Here is a 1,879-nt window from a genome sequence, read left to right on the forward strand (position 1 = left end):
GCATCTACGTCGGTAAGACCGCCTGGACGCACTACGACTTCGACGTCTACGAGGACTACGACCGCGACTACGCGTTCGTCACCGTCTACAACGGTGTCTTCAGCGGCGGCACCAAGCAGGTCACCGAGTCGGAGTTCAACTCCTTCGTTGGCGACAAGTGGGCCGAGGAGAAGGTCATCTCCGAGGCTGAGTACAAGCTCGGCTACGAGAAGTACGGCGAGAAGGGCCCCTACAAGGCCAAGCTCGTCGACCCCAAGGTCGAGACCGTCGCCAAGCCGGCCGACGCCAAGAACCTTGAGGTTGTCGAGAAGTACATCAAGGGCGAGGGCCCGACCCCCGGCATCAAGCTGGTCGGCGCTCAGGTCTCCCAGAGCGAGTACAACGCCGCCCTCAAGCACAGCTTCGAGAACGGCGCGCAGTTCGAGCGCCTGAGCAAGCCGGTCGCCATCAGCAAGGAGGAGTTCGACTCCCTCACCGCTGACAAGGCCAACGGCAAGTACCTGCTGGGCCAGCTGGCCGAGGTCAAGAAGGACGGCGTCGTCGTCGGCTGGACCAAGCAGGAGTTCTACGTCAAGAAGTGGGTCAAGTCCACGGTCCAGGTGAAGTACTGGGTCGACCAGTACTTCATCACGGTCTCCAAGGACGCCGGTCGCCTCGGTGACAACGTCGGTGGCCAGGGCTTCGCGTGGAACCAGAAGACCGGCCAGGCCGTCTTCATCTTCGGCTACCCCGAGGGCCCGCACCCCGACGGTGACAAGCCCTTCACCGGCATCACGCCGAAGTGGGTGTACGGCAAGACCTCCGGCAAGGTGTACGTCTCGGCCGCGCAGAAGATCGAGGAGCACATCGGTGTCAAGGGTGCTCTCACCCCCGGCGCCGACGGTGGCCCCTGGGTCCTGAAGTACAACAACAACAAGCGTCTTGGCTACGTCAACGGCGTCACCAGCCAGTTCGGCGACCAGGACGGCAACGGCCGCTACGACCTGATCACCTCGGCCTACTTCGACGGCGAGACCGCCGACATCTACAAGAAGGCCGCGAACGTCTGGTCCGGCAGGATCGTTGGCCCGAACGGCGAGCTCTACAAGTAAGCCGTTAGGGACCTGACGGTCTCCGAGTCAGGGGGTCCAAACCCCTGACTCACCCAGCTTCACCACAGAGGGGCCCGGTGTGCGCACACCGGGCCCCTTTGGCATGCCCGGAAGTCCTCGCCTCGACGGGCGGTCCACGGACACGACTCCGGCCCCCGAAGCCAGGGGCCGACGACTCACGGCCTCCGAATCAAGGCTTGTTAGACGTGGATCACCCGAATTCGGTGCCATCAGATTGATGTGATCTACATCACATCAGGCATCGTAACCCAAAGTATTGGGACGAACACACCACTTCAGACACACCAGCAACTCGGTTAGTTGATCTGCAAAAACGCCGTAGATCATTCGCAATCACCAGGGAGACAGCACGGCCCCATAAAGGTAACAGAATGATATCGGGAGGTTTGGGTGCTTCGCGGCTTCGCCGAGCGGCTTTCGCTCTTCAAGATCAGCACTGTATGTTCCTGGCTATCCCTTTACTGACGCATGGGACGCAAGATGCGTTCCACATCAGACCAAGGAGTTCCCTTGAAGCGCATCCTCCTCCCGGCCGGTGGCGCCGTTCTCGCCTCCGGTCTGCTGGCCGCTGGTCTGGCTGGCACCGCTCAGGCCGCCCCCGACTGGGCGACCGACCCGCTGGCCAACAACACCGCCGCCGCCAAGTCGGTTGCTCAGTACTGGACGGACTCCAACAACGCCGCGCTGAAGAGCGCGACCGCGTACTACCACGACGCCTCCGCGACGGGCTGGAAGTCCGGTGGCGGTTACTCCCCCGACGGCAAGCC

Annotated in this window: 1 protein-coding gene and 1 pseudogene; both read left to right on the plus strand. The window is 62.6% G+C overall.

All coding sequences use genetic code 11. The features are described from left to right. Window positions 1-2: 2 nt before the first annotated feature. On the plus strand, window positions 3-1,091 hold the full coding sequence (locus ABZ463_RS41580) for a hypothetical protein (RefSeq protein ID WP_362785740.1): 1,089 nt from the start codon (window positions 3-5) through the stop codon (window positions 1,089-1,091). Window positions 1,092-1,622: 531 nt separating this feature from the next. Next, window positions 1,623-1,879: pseudogene (locus ABZ463_RS41585) on the plus strand (hypothetical protein); the annotation flags it as partial.

Source organism: Streptosporangium sp. NPDC020145, assembly GCF_040631275.1.
Taxonomy (GTDB): domain Bacteria; phylum Actinomycetota; class Actinomycetes; order Streptosporangiales; family Streptosporangiaceae; genus Streptosporangium.